The sequence below is a fragment of the Rhizobium sp. H4 genome (assembly GCF_003013335.1).
Classification (GTDB): Bacteria; Pseudomonadota; Alphaproteobacteria; order Rhizobiales; family Rhizobiaceae; genus Rhizobium; species Rhizobium sophoriradicis.
The window spans coordinates 318,344-337,385 of record NZ_PSOW01000003.1; the positions used below are offsets into that span (position 1 = coordinate 318,344).

Genomic DNA, 19,042 nt, shown 5'->3' on the forward strand with positions numbered 1-19,042 from the left:
GGATGACATGAACAAAATCTTGAGCGGCAACGAAACCGGAGCAAAGGCGGGCCCGACGCCCGACCTCGCAGCGGTTCTTGCCGCATCGGGCAAGCGGGACAAGCGCAGCCGCTGGCGCGGACGGCTGTTCATCCTGCTGATCCTCGTCGCTGCCGCCGCGGCCGCCGCTTATTTCTATGCCGCCCGCGGGCAAAGTGAAGTGAGCTACACCACGCAGCCGGCCAAACGCGGCGACCTGACGGTACTCGTCACCGCCACCGGATCGGTGCAGCCGACCGAGCAGGTGGATATATCGAGCGAACTTTCCGGCACCGTCCGCGACGTCAACGTCGATTACAACAGCACGATCAAGGCTGGTGACGTGCTGGCGCAGCTCGATACCAACAAGCTCGAGGCGGATGTGAAGAGTTCGCGCGCCAAGGTCAATTCGGCCAAGGCGAACGTCGCCAAGGCCAATGCCGATCTCGAATCGGCAAGCACCTCGCTCGAGCGGCTGAAGAGCCTGGTCAGGAGCAATGTCTCCACCCAGCAGAGCCTCGACGATGCCACCTACAAATATGATTCCGCCGTCGCCGCCAAACAGATCAACGAAGCCGAAGTGCTCGCCTCGGAAGCCGACCTGCAACTGGCCGAGGTCAATCTCGCCAAGGCTAAGATCATCTCGCCGATCGATGGCGTCATCCTCACCCGCTCGGTCAATCCCGGCGCCACCGTCGCTGCCTCGCTTTCGGCGCCGATCCTCTTCACCATCGCCGGCGATTTGAAGAAGATGGAGTTGCAGGTCGATGTCGACGAGGCCGATGTCGGCAAGATCGCCGTCGGCCAGAAGGCGAAATTTACCGTCGACGCCTATCCCGACCGGTCCTTCCCCGCCGAGATCGAGCAGATCCGCTTCGCCTCCGAAGTGGTCAACAACGTCGTGACCTACAAGGCGGTTCTCTCCGTCGACAATGCCGACCTGCTGCTGCGCCCCGGCATGACGGCGACCGCCGATATCACCGTCGAGGCCGTCAAGGATACGCTGATGGTGCCGAATGCCGCGCTGCGTTACGCCCTGCCGCAGGCAGAGCGGCGCGGCCGCGGCATTTTGGGAATCTTCGGCCCGCCACGCCGGCGCGGCGGCAATGCACCTCAGGCGCTGACGGGAGCGGAGCGCCGCGTCTGGGTGCTGCGCGACGGCCGCCCCACGCCCGTTGTCATCCAGGTCGGCTCGTCCGACGGCCAGTTCACCCAGGTCGTCTCCGGCGACCTCAAGGAAAACGACGCGCTGGTGACCGACGCCGCGGTGCGGACGAACTAGGCGGAGAGATGGATGACAAGCCCGCCGCTTATCGAATTCAGGCAGGTCTCGAAAATCTACGGCGAGGGCGAGGCGGCGATTCGCGCGCTCGACCATGTCGACATGGCGATCGAGGCCCATGAATTCGTCGCGATCATGGGGCCGTCAGGCTCCGGCAAGTCGACGGCGATGAACATCCTCGGCTGCCTCGACGTGCCGACATCCGGCGAATACGTCTTCCAGGGTATTGCGACCAGCGGCTTCGACCGCGCCCAGCTGACGCTCCTGCGCCGCCACATGCTGGGCTTCGTCTTCCAGGGCTTCAACCTCCTGTCGCGCACCTCGGCGGTCGAGAATGTCGAGCTGCCGCTGATCTATCGCGGCATGGCGGTGCGCGAGCGGCGCGAACGCGCAAGGGAAGCTCTGGCCCTGGTCGGCCTCTCCGGCCGCGAACATCACAAGACGCAAGAACTGTCAGGCGGCCAGCAGCAGCGCGTCGCCATTGCCCGCGCCATCGTCACCGAGCCGGCGCTGATGCTCGCCGATGAACCGACGGGCAATCTCGACACCAAGACCAGCGTCGAGATCATGGACCTGATGACGCGGCTGAACCGCGAGCAGGGCATCACCATCGTCATGGTCACGCACGAGCCCGATATCGCCGCCTATGCCGAGCGGCTGCTCAGGTTTGTCGACGGTAAGTTGGAGACCGAGGTCGAGCACCGGAGGAGGGCGGATCATGTTCTTTGAGACGCTGAAACTGGCGCTGCGCGCCATCAGCCGCAATATGCTGCGCTCCTTCCTGACCGTGCTCGGCGTCGTCATCGGCGTGGCCGCCGTCATCGCCCTGGTGACGATCGGCAACGGCACGACCGCGCAGGTCTCGACCGAATTGTCGCGGCTCGGCACCAACATGCTGTTCGTCCGTCCCGGCCAGTTCGGCCCCGGCCGGGCAAGCTCCGAGGCCAAACGCTTCAGCGTCAAGGACGTCGCCGCCATCCGCGACCAGATCGGTGGCCTGAGGGCCGTGGCGCCGCTCAATCAGTCGACGGCGACCGTTATTTTCGGCGGCCAGAACCATTCGACCAGTGTTTATGGCACCACGAACGACTATTTCGTCGCGCAGGACTGGAACCTGGCGCTCGGCCGCAATTTCACGCCTGCCGAGGAACGCGGCCAGTCCCGCTGCATCATCGGCGAGACGGTTCGCTCACAGCTCTTCGGCGCCGCCGACCCGATCGGCCAGCAGATCCGTGTCGGCAAGGTCTCATGCCCCGTCATCGGCGTGCTCGCCAGGCGCGGCCAGTCCGGCATGGGCACCGATCAGGACGACGTCGTCATCATGCCGGTCAAGGTGTTTCAGCGGCGCATCAGCGGCAACAGCAACGTGCCGCAGATCGTCATCTCGGCGCGCGACGGTGTATCGACTGCCAAGGTGCAGGCCGATGTCGAAAACCTGCTGCGCGAGCGCCGCAAGATCATTCCTGGCCGGCAGGACGATTTCAACGTCAACGACATGACCCAGATCGCCGAGGCGATGACCGGCACGACGACGCTGCTCACCGGCCTGCTCGGCGCGGTGGCTGCCATCAGCCTGCTTGTCGGCGGCATAGGCATCATGAACATTATGCTGGTCTCCGTCACCGAGCGAACCCGCGAAATCGGCATCCGGCTAGCGATCGGCGCCCTCGAAAGCCAGGTGCTCACCCAGTTCCTGGTCGAAGCGGTGGCGCTCTCGCTCTTCGGCGGCATCACCGGGATCGTGCTGGGGCTTAGCCTCGGCCTGGTGTCGGTCACCCTCCTGAAGGTCCCCTTCGTCTTCAGCCCGATGATGGTCGCCGTCGCCTTCCTCTTCTCCGCCGCAATCGGCATGATCTTCGGTTATTTTCCGGCAAGACGGGCAGCCCAGCTCAACCCGATAGAGGCGCTGCGGCATGAGTGACGCAAGATAAAGGCGTTGTGGCAAAGCGCGCGATCTCGTTCTTTATGCCGAGTGAGTTTGGGAGGAGCTCCAACCTGTCCTCCGTCTTCCTCGGCCTTGAGCCGAGGATCCATGCCGCGACTGCTGGCGGTTGCGGCGTGGATGCTCGGCTCAGGGGCCGAGCATGACGGAGAGTGGGGCTAAAGTCGCCGGAGATAGCTCACTCCAACAGACTTAGTCTCAGATCCGACCCTACCGCTCCCAATCTTCCCGCGGCGGCCTCGGCGTGGACAACCAAGTTATCAATGCATTCGCCGAAACTCACGCCGCTGTTATCTATTTGTCTCTGTTCTGGTATTTCAATGTTGTCTTCGGTTTTTGACCGTGCCACTATGTGATATATCAGTTTGGCCAGCGGACTTTCAGCATGCAGACGTCACAAAGCCATCGTGCCTATCTCGCGCTGGAGCACCTGATTGTCACCCTGGCGCTGAAGCCAGGCGCGCTCGTCACTGAGAAGCAGCTGATCGATCTGGCGGGCCATGGGCGCACGCCGGTGCGCGAGGCGATCCAGAAGCTTGCCTGGCAGGGGCTGATCCTGGTGAAGCCGCGCGTCGGGCTGCAGGTGGCCGAGATTGCGCCTGAGGATCATGGCAATGTCATGCAGGTTCGCCGCGAGCTGGAGCCGATTGCGGCCGCATCGGTCGCCGAACATGCGACTGATGAGCAGCGCGACCGCCTTGGCGACTGCGCCCGGGCGATGGAGGAATGCGCGGTGACCGGCGATCTCGCCGGCTTCTTCGCCGCCGACAAGGCCTTCGATGAAATCCTCGAGGATGCCTGCCCGAACGGCTTCATCGTGGCAGCACTCGGGCCGGTGCAGACGCATTCGCGTCGCCTTTGGTACTCGACGGCAAGCCCGGAGCGAATGGATCGCGCCATCGCGCTGCATGTTGCCGTCATTCACGCTATCCAAGAGGGCAGGGCGGAGGAGGCGCGCGCTACGATGACAGTGCTGATCGACTATCTGGCCGACAAATAGAAACGGCCCCGTTTCCGGAGCCGCCGCCTGATTTGATTATCGGGAAAAGTTCAGCCGACGAAAGCGCGTTCGATGACGAATTCCGCGGGCTTGCTGTTGGCGCCTTCATTGAGGCCGGCCTTTTCGAGCAGCTCCTTGGTGTCCTTCAGCATCGCCGAGGAACCGCAGATCATGCCGCGGTCGATTGCCGGGTCGAGCGGCGGCACGCCGAGATCGGTAAACAGCTTGCCTGACGAAATCAGGTCGGTGATGCGGCCGCGATATTCGAAGTCTTCGCGCGTGACGGTCGCATAATGGCGCAGCTTGTCACCGACAACTTCCTTCAGCAGCTCGTCGTTCTGGATTTCATGCACCAGGTCGAAGCCGTATTTCAGCTCGGCGACGTCGCGGGTCGTATGGGTGAGGATGACTTCCTCGAACTTCTCGTAAGTCTCGGGATCGCGGATCAGGCTGGCGAAGGGCGCAACGCCCGTTCCCGTCGAGAACATGTAGAGGCGGCGGCCGGGGGTCAGGGCATCGAGCACCAGCGTGCCGGTCGGCTTCTTGCGCATCAGCACCTGATCGCCAGGCTTGATCGCCTGCAGATGCGAGGTGAGCGGGCCGTCCGGCACCTTGATCGAGAAGAATTCGAGCTCTTCGGCCCAGGCGGGGCTGGCGATCGAATAGGCGCGGAACACCGGCTTGCCTTCGACCATCAAGCCGATCATCGCGAATTCGCCGGAACGGAAACGGAAGCCCTGCGGCCGGGTCATCGTGAAGCGGAAGAGCCGGTCGGTGTAATGCGTCACGGCAAGCACCGTCTCGGCATAGACGCCGGCGGGGATGGACGAGGCGAAGTCTTCGGTCTTTGCAGGCGCGTTCATTGCGGTAGAGGATCCCGTTTCGTCGGATGAACCATCAGATGCGAGGCAGATATTACATATCCGGCCGTAATTAAAGGCATTCCATTCCACGCAGCGCTCATGAAGGGAAATATGCATGTCATTGTCAGGATTCAATGGCCGCCGGGGAATGTCTCATTTCCCGCTGGCGAAGCCCGGCAAAGGATGCATATTAGGGCGGCGTGCCTGATGTGGACGCCGGTTTTCGGCAAAAGCGGTGCGACAACAACGATCTACGAGAACCGATTCAGCGACGGGATCGGTGCTGGTGGCAAAAAGACGCTTGCAGGGGCGAGCGCGATAGGGCGGTCGGGGAATATGAAGATTTTCAACTATAAGCGTGTTCCTTACGCGGAGATGCGCGCCTTTTCCGTCCATATATTGACGGCTTCCGGTTCCTTCCTGGCCTTTCTCGGTGTCGTCGCCGCCGCCGAGCACCGCTTCATCGACATGTTCTGGTGGCTGGGCCTTGCCCTCCTCGTCGACGGCATCGATGGCCCGATTGCCCGTAAGGTGCGCGTCAAGGAAGTGCTGCCGAACTGGTCGGGGGATACGCTCGACAATATCATCGATTACGTCACCTATGTGCTGCTGCCGGCCTTTGCGCTTTATCAGAGCGGCATGATTGGCGAGCCCTGGTCCTTCGTCGCCGCCGGCATGATTGTTGTTTCCAGCGCCATCTATTATGCCGATATGGGCATGAAGACGGAGGAATACTTCTTCTCCGGCTTTCCCGTTGTCTGGAACATGATCGTCTTCACCCTGTTCGTCATCGACGCCAGCGCGACGACGGCACTTGCCGTCGTCATCGTTTCTGTGGTGCTGACCTTCCTGCCGATCAATTTCCTGCACCCGGTTCGCGTCCAAAGGCTGCGCCCGCTCAATCTCGGCGTCTTTTTCCTCTGGTCGGCGCTCGGCATCTATTCGCTGCTGAAAAATTTCCAGACGCCCGAATGGGCGCTCATTCTCTTCATTGTGACCGGGATCTATCTTTACGTCATCGGCGCGGTGCTGCAATTCTTCCCGGCCCTCGGACGGAAAGCTTAAGGACGGCAATATGACGAAGACCCAGGCAGTTTCATTCTCCAAGACCGGCGGACCTGAGGTGTTCGAGTACGTCGACATCGACCTTGCGCCACCTGCTGCAGGTGAGGTGCAGATTCGTCAGGCCGCAGTCGGCCTCAACTTTATTGATGTCTATTTCCGCAATGGCTCCTACAAGGTGCCGCATCTTCCCTTTGTCACCGGCAAGGAGGGCGCCGGCACCGTGACGGCAGTCGGCCCTGGTGTGGAGGATTTCAAGGTCGGCGACCGTGTCGCCTATGCCAGCGCCGACGGCGCCTACAGTGTCGAGCGCAATATCGAGGCGCGTCATCTGGTTCATGTGCCCGGCGGCATAGAGCTCGAAACCGCGGCGGCAATGATGCTGAAGGGTATGACCGCGGAATATCTGCTGAACCGCACCTTCAAAGTTGGCCCTGAGACGGTACTGCTGTTTCATGCCGCCGCCGGCGGCGTCGGCCTGATCGCCGGCCAATGGGCGAAGGCGCTCGGCGCCACCGTCATCGGCACGGCGGGATCTGAAGACAAGGTCGCGCTTGCGCTCGCCCATGGCTACGACCATGTGATCAATTACAAGAGCGAAGACTTCGTCGGCCGGGTCCGCGACATAACAAGCGGCAAGGGCGTCGATGTCGTCTATGATTCGATCGGCCGCGATACTTTTCCCCAGTCGCTCGACTGCCTGAAACCGCGTGGTCTTTTCGCCTCCTTCGGCCAGTCCTCCGGCCCGGTCGAGAATTTCACGCTTTCCCAGCTGGCGCAGAAGGGCTCACTCTTTGCGACACGGCCGACGCTCTTCACCTACATCGCCGCGCGTCAGGAACTGATCGACAGTGCGAAAGCGCTATTTAATGTTGTGCAAAGCAACAAAGTGCGTATCAATGTCAATCAAACCTATCCGCTGCGTGAGGTTGGGCGGGCTCACGCGGATCTGGAATCAAGAAAAACAACAGGAACGACGCTGCTGATTCCATGAGATCCGAACGGACCGGTTGGCAGAAGAAATGAGGGGAACGTGTCGCCATTGAATGTGCCGGATTCCGGTGCGTTACTATCCGTCCAGAAGTTGACGAAATTTTTCGGTGGCTTTGCCGCCTGCAATGAAATCGATCTCGATATCGCGCCGGGCGAAATTCACGCGCTTCTCGGTGAAAATGGCGCAGGCAAATCCACGCTGGTAAAGATGCTGTTCGGCGTTCTGGAGCCGACCCATGGTCATATCCGCTGGGAGGGCGCGCCGGTCACCGTTGCTTCGCCCGGTGAGGCCCGCAGGCTCGGCATCGGCATGGTGTTCCAGCATTTTTCGCTGTTCGAAGCGCTGACCGTTGCCGAGAACATTGCGCTGTCGCTCGATGACGCCATTCCAATCGACAGGATCGCCGAAGAGGCGAGGGCGCTCTCCGTCGCCTACGGCCTGCCGCTTGACCCCCATGCCCATGTCGCCGATCTCTCGGTCGGCGAACGCCAGCGCATCGAGATCGTCCGTGCGCTGCTGCAGAACCCCAAGCTGATCATTCTCGACGAGCCGACCTCGGTGCTGACGCCGCAGGAAGCCGACAGGCTGTTCGAAACGCTGTTCAAGCTGCGCGCCGAAGGGCGCTCGGTTCTTTATATCAGCCACCGCCTGGAAGAGGTGCAGCGCATCTGCGATCGCGCCACCGTGCTGCGCCATGGGCGCGTGACCGGCGCCTGTGATCCGAAGCAGGAGACGCCAGCCTCGCTTGCCCGCATGATGGTTGGCAGCGAGGTGGCGACTGTCACCCACCCCGAGCGTTCGGACAAGGGCGAGGTGCAGCTTGCCGTATCGAACCTATCAGTTGCCGCGCGCACGCCTTTCGCCATGGCTTTGCGCGACATCTCGCTCTCGGTGCGATCAGGCGAGATCCTTGCCATCGCCGGTGTTGCCGGCAACGGCCAGAGCGAGCTCTTCGATGCGCTATCCGGCGAATATCCGGTCGCCTCGGCCGAAGCGATCGTGATCCGCAAAAAGCCTGTGGGCAGCGAGGGCATCACGGCCCGCCGCTTGCTCGGAGCCGGCTTCGTTCCGGAGGAGCGTCACGGCCACGCCGCCGTTTCTACCATGAAGCTCTCCGACAATCTGGTGCTTGCCCGCAGCCAATCGGATCGCAAAGCCTTTCTCGGCGTGCTTGGCATTATCCGCCACGGCGCGGTGAAATCTGCCGCACGGCGCATTTCCGAAGCGATGGATGTTCGCAAGAGCGGCGATGACCCGGCCGCCGGATCGCTATCCGGCGGCAATCTGCAGAAGTTCATTGTCGGCCGTGAACTCGACCGCCAACCGGCCGTCCTCGTCGTCAACCAGCCGACCTGGGGCGTGGATGCCGGAGCGGCGAGCCGCATCCGCCAGGCTTTGGTCGATCTCGCAAAAACCGGCTCCGCCGTCGTCGTCATCAGCCAGGATCTCGACGAAATCTTCGAGGTGGCGACCGATATCGCCGTCATTTCCGAAGGCCGCCTTTCCAGGCCTTTCCCGGCGGGCGAGCTGACGCGCGAAAAGATCGGTCTGCTGATGGGTGGCCTGCATGAGAGCAGTTCTGCCGCGGAGGCAGCCCATGCGCATTGAACTGGAAAAACGCCCCGACGTTTCGAAGCTCTTCGGCTTCGTCTCGCCGCTCCTCGCTCTCGTCCTGACGCTGACTTTCGGCGCTATCATGTTCGCCTTGCTCGGCAAGGACCCCGCCGCGGCACTGAGCGCCTTCTTCGTCGAACCGCTGCTCGAGGTCTGGTCGCTGCATGAGCTGGCGATCAAGGCCGCCCCGCTGATCCTGATCGCGGTCGGCCTCGCCGTCTGTTATCGCTCGAACAACTGGAACATCGGCGCCGAGGGACAGTTCACCATCGGCGCCATCACCGGCTCCTATCTGCCGATCGTCTTCTACGACTGGCATTCGCCGCTAGTCCTGCCGCTGATGCTGATCCTGGGAGCGCTCGGCGGCGCGCTTTTCGCCGCCATTCCGGCGTTGTTGAAGGCGCATTTCAACACCAACGAAATCCTGACGTCCTTGATGCTGGTCTATATCGCCCAGCTCTTCCTCGACTGGCTGGTCCGCGGCGCCTGGCGCGATCCGAAGGGCTTCAACTTTCCTGTTTCACGCGATTTCGCGCCGGAGGCCGTGCTGCCGGCGATCTGGGAAGAATCGGGCCGGGCTCACTGGGCCTTCATCTTCGCCATCATTGCGGCGATCGGCGTCTGGTTCATGCTGCGTTATACGCTGAAAGGCTTCGAGATCGTCGTGCTCGGCCAGTCGGAGCGGGCAGGGCGCTTTGCCGGCTTCTCCTCGAAGAAGATGATCTGGTTCAGCTTCCTCTTCTCTGGCGCTCTTGCGGGCCTCGCCGGAATATCGGAGGTGTCCGGTTCGATCGGCCATCTCCAGCCGGCAATCTCTCCGGGCTACGGCTTCACCGCCATTATCGTCGCCTTCCTCGGCCGTCTCAACCCGCTCGGGATCATCGCATCGGGACTGGTGCTGGCGCTGACCTATCTCGGCGGCGAGGCCGCGCAGCTTTCGATCGGCATTTCCGATAAGGTCACCCGCGTTTTCCAGGGGCTGCTGCTCCTTTTCGTACTCTCCTGCGATATGCTCATCTATTATAAAATCCGCTTTGTCTGGTCGCGGGTCAGGGGCGAGGCGGCATGAGCATCTTCGAAGCCATTCTGCTGACTGTCATCACCGCCTCGACACCGCTCGTTATCGCAGCCCTTGGCGAACTGGTGACGGAACGCTCCGGCGTTCTCAACCTCGGTGTCGAAGGCATGATGATCATCGGCGCCGTCGGTGCCTTTGCCGCAGCTCAGCTTACCGGATCGGCCTATATCGGCATCGTCGGCGGCATCGCCAGCGGAGCGGTTTTTTCGCTGCTCTTCGCCTTTCTGACGCTGACGCTCGTCACCAATCAGGTGGCGACGGGCCTTGCCCTGACGATCCTCGGCCTTGGCGCTTCCGGTATGCTCGGCGAACCCTTCGTCGGCGCGCCCGGCGTCCGGCTTCTGCCGATCGAAATCCCGGTGCTCTCGGCTATTCCATATATCGGAACCGTCCTCTTCAAGCAGGATCCGATCTTCTACCTGTCGATCCTGCTCGTTATCGGCGTCAACTGGTTCCTCTTCAGGAGCCGCACCGGCCTGAAGATACGCGCCATCGGCGATAATCACGCCTCCGCCCATGCGCTCGGCATCAACGTCATCCGCACGCGTTATCTCGCCGTAATGTTCGGCGGTGCGTGCGCCGGCCTTGCAGGGGCGCAGCTGTCGCTGATCTATACGCCGCAATGGACCGAGAATATGTCGTCCGGGCGGGGCTGGATCGCGCTGGCGCTTGTCGTCTTCTCCTCATGGCGGCCTTGGCGGCTGCTGGCTGGCGGTTATCTCTTCGGGGCTGTGACGATCCTGCAACTGCACGCGCAGGCCTTCGGCATCGGCATTCCGTCGCAGTTCCTGTCGATGCTGCCCTATGCGGCGACAGTTGTGGTCCTCATCATGATCTCGCATAATCGGCGCACGACGATGATCAATACGCCGGCCTCGCTTGGCAAAGCCTTCGTGCCTGACCGGTGAGCAACAACAAAAAAGACGGGTTTCAAACTTCCAACCAACAGGGATCAAAATGAAAAAACTTGCACTTGCTCTCGCAGCGACAGCTGCCCTTGTCCTGAGCATCGGTACTGCCGCCGAGGCTGCCGACAAGACCAAGGTCTGCTTCGTCTATGTCGGCACCCGCACCGATGGCGGCTGGACGCAGGCCCATGAAAACGGCCGACTCCAGGTCGAGAAGGAATTCGCCGACAAGGTCGAAACGTCCTTCCTCGAAAGTGTGCCGGAGGGTCCGGATGCCGAACGCGCCATCGAGCGCATGGCCCGTTCCGGCTGCGCTCTGATCTTTACCACTTCCTTCGGCTACATGGACGCGACCGTTGCCGTCGCCAAGAAGTTTCCGAAGGTGAAATTCGAGCATGCGACGGGCTTCAAGGCCGCAGACAATGTCGCGACCTACAACTCGCGCTTCTATGAAGGCCGCTACATCAGCGGCATTATCGCCGGCAAGCTGTCGAAGAACGGCACGGCAGGCTATATCGCCTCCTTTCCGATTCCCGAAGTGGTGATGGGCATCAACGCCTTCGAAACTGGCGCCAAGTCGGTCAACCCGAACTTCAAGATGAAGGTCATCTGGGTCAATACCTGGTTCGACCCGGGCAAGGAGGCTGATGCCGCCAAGGCGCTGCTCGACCAAGGCGTAGATATTCTCACCCAGCACACGGACACCACCGCACCGATGCAGGTTGCCGAGCAACGCGGCGTCAAGGCCTTCGGCCAGGCGTCCGACATGATCAAGGCTGGCCCGAACGTACAGCTTACCGCGATCATTGACACCTGGGGCAACTATTACGTCAAGCGCGTCCAGGCGCTCCTCGACGGCACCTGGAAGTCGGAACAGAGCTGGGATGGCCTCAAGGACGGCATTCTGACGATGGCGCCCTATACGAACATGCCCGATGATGTGAAGAAACTCGCCGAAGAGACCGAAGCCAAGATCAAGTCGGGCGAGTTGCATCCCTTCACCGGCCCGATCAACAAGCAGGACGGTACGCCCTGGCTGAAAGCGGGTGAGAAGGCCGATGACGGCACGCTGCTCGGCATGAACTTCTACGTCGAAGGCGTCGACGACAAGCTGCCGGCGCAATAACCGGTTGCTGATTTTGCACGTGCGAAGGGCGTCCCTGTGGACGCCCTTTTTTTGTTGCGGTGCATCCTAAAAAACCGATTTACAAAAGTAATACTATATGATTTTTTGACCCTGCGCCGCGAAGGAGCGGCATTGGGAGGATATCATGAAATTGAAGACTGCACTCTTGAGTGCTACGATTCTTGCTGCCTGCATGTTCGGTTCGGCTTCGGCCGCCGGCCTGACCGTCGGCTTCTCGCAGATCGGCTCGGAATCGGGCTGGCGTGCGGCTGAAACGACCGTAACCAAGGAGCAAGCCAAGAAGCGCGGCATCGATCTGAAGTTTGCCGATGCCCAGCAGAAGCAGGAAAACCAGATCAAGGCCCTGCGCTCCTTCATCGCCCAGGGCGTCGACGCCATCCTGATTGCTCCGGTCGTCGAAACCGGCTGGGACGATGTTCTTAAGGAAGCCAAGGAAGCCAAGATCCCGGTCATTCTGCTCGACCGCACCATCAAGGCTCCTGATGATCTCTACCTGACGGCTGTCACGTCGGACCTCGTCCATGAAGGCAAGGTCGCAGGCGACTTCCTGGTCAAGACCGTTGGCGACAAGAAGTGCAATGTCGTCGAGTTGCAGGGCACGACCGGTTCGTCGCCGGCCATCGCCCGCAAGAAGGGCTTCGAAGAAGCTCTCGCCGGCCACGACAACCTCAAGATCGTTCGCAGCCAGACCGGCGACTTCACCCGCACCAAGGGCAAGGAAGTCATGGAAAGCTTCCTGAAGGCCGAGAATGGCGGCAAGGATATCTGCGCGCTCTACGCCCATAACGACGACATGGCCGTTGGCGCCATCCAGGCGATCAAGGAAGCCGGCCTGAAGCCAGGCAAGGATATCCTCGTCGTCTCGATCGACGCCGTTCCCGATATCTTCAAGGCCATGTCCGAAGGCGAAGCCAATGCCACGGTCGAGCTGACGCCGAACATGGCTGGTCCGGCCTTCGATGCGCTCGAAGCCTATCTGAAGGACAAGAAAGCTCCGGCGAAGTGGATCCAGACCGAATCAAAGCTCTACACGCCCGCCGACGAGCCGATGAAGGTCTACGAAGAGAAGAAGGGTCAGGGCTACTGATTTGAACCTGGAACCGTACCGGTCCATCATGGACCGGTACGGAACTGCCGGTGCCGGACCGGGCGTCATGCCCGGTTTGGCGCAGGCGCAAGGCGAAATATCAGGAAACAGCAGCCCTCATGGTTCACAATAACGAGACTATTCTCGCAGCCTCGGCCATATCGAAATTCTTCCCGGGCGCCATCGCATTGGACAAGGTGGATTTCACGCTGCGCCGCGGCGAGGTTCATGCGCTTCTCGGCGAGAACGGCGCCGGCAAATCGACGCTGATCAAGTGCATCACCGGCGCCTACCATCGTGACGAAGGCAGCCTGATGCTGGACGGCCAGGAGATCAATCCGGCCAATACGCTCGCTGCCCAGAATCTCGGCATCGGCACCGTCTATCAGGAGGTCAACCTCCTCTCTAATCTGAGCGTCGCCGAAAATCTCTTTCTCGGTCGCCAGCCGAGGCGGTTCGGCATGACCGACGTGCGCGCGATGAACCGCAAGGCGCGCGAACTGCTTGCCGGTTACGGCATCGATATCGACGTCACCGCCGAACTCAGCCGCTTCTCCGTTGCCGTCCAGCAGGTGGTGGCGATCGCTCGCGCCGTCGATCTCTCCGGCAAGGTGCTGATATTGGATGAGCCGACGGCAAGCCTCGACAACCAGGAAGTGGCGCTGCTCTTCCGCATCATCGAGGATTTGAAGAAGCGCGGTCTCGGCATCGTCTTCATCACCCATTTCCTTGAGCAGGTCTATGCAATCAGCGATCGCATCACCGTGCTGCGCAACGGCAAGCTAGTCGGCACCCGCGACGCCGCCGATCTGCCGCGCCAGGGCCTGATCGCCATGATGCTCGGCCGCGAGCTTGCCCAGGCCGAAGAGACGGTCAGGGAACACAGCATTGCGGCGGGCGAAGTCCGCTACAGATTTGCCGGCTACGGCAAACGCGGCAAGGTCAAACCCTTCGATCTCGATGTGCGCGCGGGCGAGGTGGTCGGCATCGCCGGCCTGCTCGGCTCCGGGCGCACCGAGACCGCCGAACTGCTCTTCGGCGTCGAGCATGCCGATAGCGGCAGTGTTACGATCGACGGCCAGCCTGCAACCCTGTCCAGTCCGCGTGCCGCGATCGAAAAGGGCTTCGGCTTCTGCCCCGAGGACCGCAAGACCGATGGCATCGTCGGCGACCTGTCGATCAGGGAAAATATCGCCTTGGCGCTGCAGGCCCGCCGCGGCTGGACCCGGCCGCTGTCGCGCGCCGAGCAGAATGCGCTGGCCGACCGCTACATCAAGGCGCTCGACATCAGAACGACCGACCGCGAGAAGCCGATCCGGCTGCTCTCCGGCGGCAACCAGCAGAAGGCAATTCTTGCCCGCTGGCTGGCGACCAATCCCAAGTTTCTCATCCTCGACGAGCCAACCCGCGGTATCGATGTCGGCGCCCATGCCGAGATTATCCGGCTCATCGAACAGCTCTGCGCCGAAGGCATGTCATTGATCGTAATTTCCTCGGAACTTGAAGAGCTTGTCGCCTATAGTTCACGTGTTATCGTACTTCGCGACAGGCAGCATATCGCCGAACTCACGGGCGAGCGCATCACCGCCGCTGGTATCGTCGATGCCATTGCCGCCGCCGAACACAAGACGGAGGACGCATGAAATCCTCCCGGAATGCGCTGGCCTATCGCCTGGCGCCGCAATTGATCGCTCTCGCTGTCATTCTTCTGTTGAATTTCATAACGTCACCGCAGTTCTTTAATGTGGTGGTTCAGAACGGACGCCTCTATGGCAGCCTGATCGACGTTCTGAATCGCGGCGCGCCGGTGGCGCTCTTGGCGATCGGCATGACGCTGGTGATTGCCACCAAAGGCATCGACCTGTCCGTCGGCGCGATCATCGCCATCTGCGGCGCCGTTGCCGCATCATCGATCGTGTCTGGAAATTCAGTTGCCTACACCATTCTGTTGACGCTGGCGATCGGACTTGCCTGCGGCGTCTGGAACGGTTTCCTGGTGGCGATCCTCAACATCCAGCCGATTATCGCCACGCTGGTGCTGATGGTCGCCGGCCGCGGCATCGCCCAGCTCATCACCGAGGGCGCCATCCTGACCTTCAACGATGACGGGCTGATCTTCTTCGGCAGCGGCTCCATGGCTCTCCTGCCGATGCCCGTCGTCATCTGGTTCCTCGTCGGCCTGCTCGTCATCCTGCTCGTCCGCCGAACGGCGCTCGGCATGCTGCTCGAAGCCGTCGGCATCAACCGCCGCGCCAGCACGCTCTCCGGCATCCAGACGCCGGTGCTGCTGATGGCCGTCTATATGCTGAGCGGGCTCTGCGCGTCGATTGCAGGCATCATCGTCGCAGCCGACATCAAGGGCGCCGACGCCAACAATGCCGGTCTCTGGCTCGAACTCGACGCCATCCTCGCCGTGGTGGTCGGCGGCAATTCGCTGCTCGGCGGTCGCTTCAGCATCGTGGGATCGCTGATCGGCGCGATGATCATCCAGGCTGTCAATACCGGCATTTTGTCCTCCGGCTTTCCGCCCGAATTCAATCTGATCATCAAGGCGGTGATTATCATCGTGATCCTCGTCATTCAGTCGCCGGCGGTGCAGTCGCTCGCCATCTTTGCCAGCCGCCGGCAGGGCGGAAGGGAGCAGCCGAAATGAACTCCAAATACCTGCCGCTGCTTGCGACGATCGTCATTTTCGTGCTCGCCTATGCCGGCTGCACGCTGCAATATCCGAACATGCTGTCAACGCGCGTCATCGGCAATCTGCTGACCGACAACGCCTTCCTCGGAATTGCCGCGGTCGGCATGACCTTCGTCATCATTTCCGGCGGCATCGATCTGTCGATCGGCTCGATCATCGCATTTACCGGTGTCTTCCTTGCCGTTATCCTGCAGAACACCTCGATCCATCCGCTGCTCGCCTTCGCGCTCGTCCTCGTCATCACCACCGCCTTCGGTGCCGTCATGGGCGCGATCATCCATTATCTCGAAATGCCGGCCTTTATCGTGACACTTGCCGGTATGTTCCTGGCGCGCGGTATTGCCTTTGTGCTCTCGATCGACAGCATTCCGATCAACCACGACTATTATTCGACGCTGACGAGCCTCTATTGGCGGCTGCCCGGAGGCGGGCGGTTGACGCTGATCGGCGCCATCATGCTTCTGGTTTTCGCCGCCGGCATCTTCATCGCCCACCGCACCCGCTTCGGCACCAATGTCTATGCGCTCGGCGGTGGTCCGCAGACGGCGCGGCTGATGGGCGTGCCTGTGGGACGCACGACGATCCAGATCTATGCGCTGTCGGGTTTTCTCGCCGGCCTATCCGGAATCGTTTTTTCGCTGTACACCTCTGCTGGATATTCTCTTGCGGCGGTCGGCGTCGAACTCGACGCCATCGCGGCAGTCGTCATCGGAGGGACGCTGCTGACCGGAGGAGCGGGATTCGTGGCAGGAACCTTGATCGGTATCCTGATCCAGGGGCTCATTCAGACCTACATCACCTTCGACGGCACGCTGTCGAGCTGGTGGACGAAGATCCTGATCGGCCTTCTGCTGTTTGCATTCATCCTGATGCAGAAGGCGATCCTGTTCCTTTCCAGTTTGAACAAGAGGTATGCCTGAGGGGAGACGGATCGCTTGCGCAACAAATTGATCGAGACACGCAAGACAGGGCGCCGGACGCGGACGAGCCACGCGCAGGTAGTCGACGAGCTCGGCAAGGGGATCGTCGCAGGCACCTATCCCGTCGGCTCGATCCTGCCGGGCGATACGGAACTGGCGCAACGCTTCAAGGTGTCGCGCACGGTCTTGCGCGAGACGATGAAGACGCTCGCCGCTAAGGGCATGGTCGTCGCCAAGGCGCGCGTCGGCACGCGTGTGACCGAGAAGAACCTCTGGAACATGTTCGACAGCGAGATTATCGCTTGGCACTTCGACAGTGGTGTGACGGAAGAATTCCTGTTGCAGCTTTACGATATCCGTCTTGCCGTCGAACCCTTCGCCGCCGGCCTCGTCGCCGAGCGGGCCAATGCCGAGGAAATCGAAACGCTGCGCGGGCTGGCGGAGGAGATGGCGGCAAGCGGCCATACGGCCGACAGCTTGGCGCTCGCCGACCTACACTTTCACCTGGCGCTCGCCGAAGCCTCGCACAATCCCTTCATGCGCACCCTCGGCAGCCTCATCGAGGCGGCTCTCGTCGGCATGTTCCGCATCAGTACGCCGCCTTCCGAAAATGGCTTTGCCAATATTGCCGACACCCATATGCGCATCGTCGATGCCATCGCTTCCGGTGACAGCGCCGCCGCGCGCCGGGCGATGGAAGTCGTCATCTTGGACGGCCGCGATCATGTGCGCGAATCCTTTGCGACCAGCGGCTCTCCTGATGTCATGGAGCCGCTTTCGCCGGAAATTTCACCTAAGTAAGGGCTTTGCCTGAGCTGTGGCTTTGTGCTTCTTTGGAGACGCGCAAAGCACGCCATCGCACTTTCGATCCTTCCATCGCGGCTTCCGAAAATCGATTCCGATTTCAGGAATTATGCAGTATGAGGCAGCAAAGCCGCCTTATCGCGCGGATTCGCGGAGCAGATCATGGAACGTACTTGCCTTGCCGTCATCCTTGCTGCCGGTGACAGCACGCGGATGAAATCCTCGAAATCGAAGGTGCTGCATCCGGTCGCCGGGCGGCCGATGATCGCCCATGTGGTCGAGGCGGTCGCCTCCGCCGGTATTTCCTCCGTCGCCCTTGTCGTCGGCCGCGACGCCGAGGCGGTTTCAAAGGCCGCAAGCACCGATGGTGTTGGCGTCGAATCCTATCTGCAGCAGCAGCGCCTCGGCACCGGCCATGCGGTGCTGGCGGCGCGCGAAGCGATCGCCAGGGGTTATGACGATATCCTCGTCACCTATGGCGACGTGCCCCTGCAGACCGACGGCCCGCTCAAAGCCGCCCGCCAGGGTCTTGCCGATGGCAGCGACATCGTCGTCATCGGTTTTCACACCGACCGTCCGACCGGCTACGGCCGGCTGCTTGTCAAGGACGGCGAACTCATCGCCATCCGCGAGGAGAAGGATGCGACCGATGCCGAGCGCGCCGTTACCTGGTGCAACAGCGGGCTGATGGCGATCAACGGCCGCAAGGCGCTCGATCTGCTCTCACGCATCGGCAATGCCAATGCTAAGGGCGAATTCTATCTGACCGATCTCGTCGAGATCGCCCGCTCGCTCGGCAGCCGCGTCACCGCCGTCGATGCCCCTGAAATCGAGATGACCGGCTGCAACAACCGCGCGGAACTCGCCGTCATCGAGCGCTTCTGGCAGGAACGCCGCCGCCGCGAGATGATGCTGGCGGGCGTCACCATGATCGCACCGGAAACGGTGTTCCTCTCCTACGATACCGTCATTGGCCAGGATGCGCTGATCGAGCCGAATGTCGTTTTCGGTCCCGGCGCAGTGATCGACAGCGGCGCCGTCATTCACGCCTTCTCGCATATCGAAGGCGCCCATGTCAGTGAGAGCGCGACCGTCGGTCCCTTCGCGCGGCTGCGGCCGGGGGCCGATCTCGCCAATGGTTCCAAGGTCGGCAATTTCTGCGAGGTTAAGAATGGCCGGTTGGGCGAGGGCGCCAAGGTCAACCATCTCACTTACATCGGCGATGCCGTCGTCGGCGCCGGCAGCAATATCGGCGCCGGCACGATCACCTGCAATTATGACGGGGTCAACAAGAGCGAGACGGTGATCGGCGAGAACGCCTTTATCGGTTCCAACTCGTCGCTGGTCGCGCCGGTGACGATCGGCGACGGCGCCTATGTCGGCTCTGGCAGCGTCATCACCGCCGACGTGCCGGCCGATGCGCTGGCGCTCGGCCGCGCCCGCCAAGAGATCAAGCCCGGCCGGGCGACCCTGCTGCGCGAGCGTGCGCTCGCCAGCAAGGCGGCGAAGAAGGCCAAGGCTTGAGGCCGCTTTCCGTAACCGGCGGAAATTGAAAGTGACCGCCGAGGCCATTGAGAAATAAGCGGAAATCAGTAGGACTGGCCTCATTGTTGGAGGCTCATGGG

Annotated in this window: 17 protein-coding genes; 16 read left to right on the top strand and 1 reads right to left on the bottom strand. The window is 61.6% G+C overall.

The window, feature by feature from the left end:
* Positions 1–7: 7 nt before the first annotated feature.
* The 4 genes from C4N04_RS06490 (at position 8) to C4N04_RS06505 (ending at position 4,242) form a co-directional block, all read left to right on the top strand.
* Positions 8–1,300, top strand: coding sequence for an efflux RND transporter periplasmic adaptor subunit (locus C4N04_RS06490; RefSeq protein WP_106795626.1), 1,293 nt, complete (start codon positions 8–10; stop codon positions 1,298–1,300).
* A 12-nt stretch (positions 1,301–1,312) separates the two neighbouring features.
* On the top strand, positions 1,313–2,029 hold the full coding sequence (locus C4N04_RS06495; RefSeq protein ID WP_106795627.1) for an ABC transporter ATP-binding protein: 717 nt from the start codon (positions 1,313–1,315) through the stop codon (positions 2,027–2,029).
* Entirely contained in the window at positions 2,019–3,221 is a 1,203-nt protein-coding gene (locus tag C4N04_RS06500; RefSeq protein WP_096762745.1) for an ABC transporter permease, read from the top strand. The genes C4N04_RS06495 and C4N04_RS06500 overlap by 11 nt, the downstream gene beginning before the upstream one ends.
* A gap of 406 nt (positions 3,222–3,627) precedes the next feature.
* Positions 3,628–4,242, top strand: a complete 615-nt coding sequence (locus tag C4N04_RS06505) for a GntR family transcriptional regulator (RefSeq protein WP_010060956.1) — start codon at positions 3,628–3,630, stop codon at positions 4,240–4,242.
* A gap of 50 nt (positions 4,243–4,292) precedes the next feature.
* Here C4N04_RS06505 and C4N04_RS06510 read toward each other — a convergent pair whose 3' ends face one another.
* Positions 4,293–5,105: a ferredoxin--NADP reductase gene (locus tag C4N04_RS06510; RefSeq protein ID WP_010060954.1), complete on the bottom strand. Its 813-nt coding sequence runs from the start codon at positions 5,103–5,105 to the stop codon at positions 4,293–4,295.
* 336 nt (positions 5,106–5,441) lie between these two features.
* Between C4N04_RS06510 and pcsA the strand changes: the two genes are divergently transcribed.
* From pcsA to glmU, 12 genes are all read left to right on the top strand, one after another.
* Positions 5,442–6,170: a phosphatidylcholine synthase gene (pcsA, locus tag C4N04_RS06515; RefSeq protein ID WP_010060952.1), complete on the top strand. Its 729-nt coding sequence runs from the start codon at positions 5,442–5,444 to the stop codon at positions 6,168–6,170.
* Positions 6,171–6,180: 10 nt separating this feature from the next.
* Positions 6,181–7,161: a quinone oxidoreductase gene (locus C4N04_RS06520; RefSeq protein ID WP_077993708.1), complete on the top strand. Its 981-nt coding sequence runs from the start codon at positions 6,181–6,183 to the stop codon at positions 7,159–7,161.
* Between the two features lie 39 nt (positions 7,162–7,200).
* On the top strand, positions 7,201–8,769 hold the full coding sequence (locus tag C4N04_RS06525; RefSeq protein WP_086156219.1) for an ABC transporter ATP-binding protein: 1,569 nt from the start codon (positions 7,201–7,203) through the stop codon (positions 8,767–8,769).
* A complete protein-coding gene (locus C4N04_RS06530; protein ID WP_106795628.1) occupies positions 8,759–9,844 on the top strand; it encodes an ABC transporter permease in 1,086 nt (361 codons plus the stop codon). Before C4N04_RS06525 ends, C4N04_RS06530 begins: the two co-directional genes overlap by 11 nt.
* A complete protein-coding gene (locus C4N04_RS06535; protein ID WP_106795629.1) occupies positions 9,841–10,761 on the top strand; it encodes an ABC transporter permease in 921 nt (306 codons plus the stop codon). The genes C4N04_RS06530 and C4N04_RS06535 overlap by 4 nt, the downstream gene beginning before the upstream one ends.
* A 49-nt stretch (positions 10,762–10,810) precedes the next feature.
* Positions 10,811–11,887: a BMP family ABC transporter substrate-binding protein gene (locus tag C4N04_RS06540; protein WP_106795630.1), complete on the top strand. Its 1,077-nt coding sequence runs from the start codon at positions 10,811–10,813 to the stop codon at positions 11,885–11,887.
* A 145-nt stretch (positions 11,888–12,032) separates the two neighbouring features.
* On the top strand, positions 12,033–12,995 hold the full coding sequence (gene ytfQ / locus C4N04_RS06545) for a galactofuranose ABC transporter, galactofuranose-binding protein YtfQ (RefSeq protein WP_003559333.1): 963 nt from the start codon (positions 12,033–12,035) through the stop codon (positions 12,993–12,995).
* Positions 12,996–13,114: 119 nt separating this feature from the next.
* Complete coding sequence (ytfR, locus tag C4N04_RS06550; RefSeq protein ID WP_106795631.1) at positions 13,115–14,638, top strand: galactofuranose ABC transporter, ATP-binding protein YtfR; 1,524 nt, start codon at positions 13,115–13,117, stop codon at positions 14,636–14,638.
* Positions 14,635–15,648, top strand: coding sequence for an ABC transporter permease (locus C4N04_RS06555; protein ID WP_009995723.1), 1,014 nt, complete (start codon positions 14,635–14,637; stop codon positions 15,646–15,648). The genes ytfR and C4N04_RS06555 overlap by 4 nt, the downstream gene beginning before the upstream one ends.
* Positions 15,645–16,613 carry a galactofuranose ABC transporter, permease protein YjfF gene (yjfF, locus tag C4N04_RS06560; protein WP_009995722.1) on the top strand — a complete coding sequence of 323 codons (969 nt, stop codon included), beginning with the start codon at positions 15,645–15,647 and terminating at the stop codon, positions 16,611–16,613. The genes C4N04_RS06555 and yjfF overlap by 4 nt, the downstream gene beginning before the upstream one ends.
* Before the next feature lie 15 nt (positions 16,614–16,628).
* Positions 16,629–17,414: a FadR/GntR family transcriptional regulator gene (locus tag C4N04_RS06565; protein ID WP_039623240.1), complete on the top strand. Its 786-nt coding sequence runs from the start codon at positions 16,629–16,631 to the stop codon at positions 17,412–17,414.
* A gap of 165 nt (positions 17,415–17,579) precedes the next feature.
* Entirely contained in the window at positions 17,580–18,941 is a 1,362-nt protein-coding gene (glmU, locus tag C4N04_RS06570; RefSeq protein ID WP_106795632.1) for a bifunctional UDP-N-acetylglucosamine diphosphorylase/glucosamine-1-phosphate N-acetyltransferase GlmU, read from the top strand.
* Positions 18,942–19,042 lie beyond the last annotated feature (101 nt).

Coding starts and splice junctions, on each gene's coding strand:
- C4N04_RS06510 (WP_010060954.1), bottom strand. CDS start 5,105: ATGAACGCGCCTGCAAAGACCGAAGACTTCGCCTCGTCCATCCCCGCC.
- C4N04_RS06535 (WP_106795629.1), top strand. CDS start 9,841: ATGAGCATCTTCGAAGCCATTCTGCTGACTGTCATCACCGCCTCGACA.
- C4N04_RS06530 (WP_106795628.1), top strand. CDS start 8,759: ATGCGCATTGAACTGGAAAAACGCCCCGACGTTTCGAAGCTCTTCGGC.
- C4N04_RS06505 (WP_010060956.1), top strand. CDS start 3,628: ATGCAGACGTCACAAAGCCATCGTGCCTATCTCGCGCTGGAGCACCTG.
- C4N04_RS06540 (WP_106795630.1), top strand. CDS start 10,811: ATGAAAAAACTTGCACTTGCTCTCGCAGCGACAGCTGCCCTTGTCCTG.
- pcsA (WP_010060952.1), top strand. CDS start 5,442: ATGAAGATTTTCAACTATAAGCGTGTTCCTTACGCGGAGATGCGCGCC.
- C4N04_RS06500 (WP_096762745.1), top strand. CDS start 2,019: ATGTTCTTTGAGACGCTGAAACTGGCGCTGCGCGCCATCAGCCGCAAT.
- yjfF (WP_009995722.1), top strand. CDS start 15,645: ATGAACTCCAAATACCTGCCGCTGCTTGCGACGATCGTCATTTTCGTG.
- ytfQ (WP_003559333.1), top strand. CDS start 12,033: ATGAAATTGAAGACTGCACTCTTGAGTGCTACGATTCTTGCTGCCTGC.
- C4N04_RS06520 (WP_077993708.1), top strand. CDS start 6,181: ATGACGAAGACCCAGGCAGTTTCATTCTCCAAGACCGGCGGACCTGAG.
- C4N04_RS06490 (WP_106795626.1), top strand. CDS start 8: ATGAACAAAATCTTGAGCGGCAACGAAACCGGAGCAAAGGCGGGCCCG.
- glmU (WP_106795632.1), top strand. CDS start 17,580: ATGGAACGTACTTGCCTTGCCGTCATCCTTGCTGCCGGTGACAGCACG.
- C4N04_RS06555 (WP_009995723.1), top strand. CDS start 14,635: ATGAAATCCTCCCGGAATGCGCTGGCCTATCGCCTGGCGCCGCAATTG.
- C4N04_RS06495 (WP_106795627.1), top strand. CDS start 1,313: ATGACAAGCCCGCCGCTTATCGAATTCAGGCAGGTCTCGAAAATCTAC.
- ytfR (WP_106795631.1), top strand. CDS start 13,115: ATGGTTCACAATAACGAGACTATTCTCGCAGCCTCGGCCATATCGAAA.